Origin of the sequence: Bacteroides sp. An322 (assembly GCF_002161765.1) — a bacterium.
Classification (GTDB): domain Bacteria; phylum Bacteroidota; class Bacteroidia; order Bacteroidales; family Bacteroidaceae; genus Phocaeicola; species Phocaeicola merdavium.
Genome location: NZ_NFIN01000070.1, coordinates 1 through 679, shown reverse-complemented (window position 1 = coordinate 679; position 679 = coordinate 1). Strand labels below are relative to the sequence as shown.

Below are 679 nucleotides of genomic sequence, written 5' to 3'. Positions count from 1 at the left end.
GGTTCGGCAAAGTAATGCTCTAATTCTTCCTGCGTGATGCCGCAAAGCGTCTCGTATTGTTCCGTCATGCTGATGTCATTGAAATTATTGAATCCGGAAAAAGGGGTTGCTTGTGTGAACTTCGTCATGCCTGTTATAAAAACAAAGTGTAAATCTTCATCCGATGATTTCAATATTGAATAGAAGCTGCCCAATAATTGTTTATGATGAGTCTCCAGCAAAAGTTCATTTGTATCTCGCTTGATTTTTAATCCGGTACCCAATGTATCCAATACTGGTTTATCGTATGCTTCGATTAATACAACACAACGTTTGCCAAATTGTTTGTGAGCCTGCTTTAATATATATGCAAAACGGGATCCAAAGTCAAAAGCAAATTCTCCTTTCCCATAAACTTGTTCCCATGCCGAAATTTGCTCTTCCAGCTTCTCTTCTAATACATCAGGATTAAGGAAACTTATTTTGCTGAAATCGATATGAAACACAGGATATTCCGCCCATTCGGTCTCCAACTTATCAATAGCAAGACCACGGAACAACTCTTTCCTTCCCTGGAAATAACATTTTAGGGTAGACACGAGCAGGCTTTTGCCGAACCGACGCGGACGGCTCAGAAAATAAATCTTTCCAGTTGTCACCAATTGATAAATTAAATCGGTCTTGTCCACATAAACAAAAC

General features: G+C 39.3%; 1 protein-coding gene. It reads right to left on the bottom strand.

Features of this window, described 5'->3' with window-relative positions; genetic code table 11:
* Positions 1 to 679: AAA family ATPase (locus B5F91_RS14760; protein ID WP_158099936.1), on the bottom strand; the 679-nt coding region annotated here is incomplete at both ends.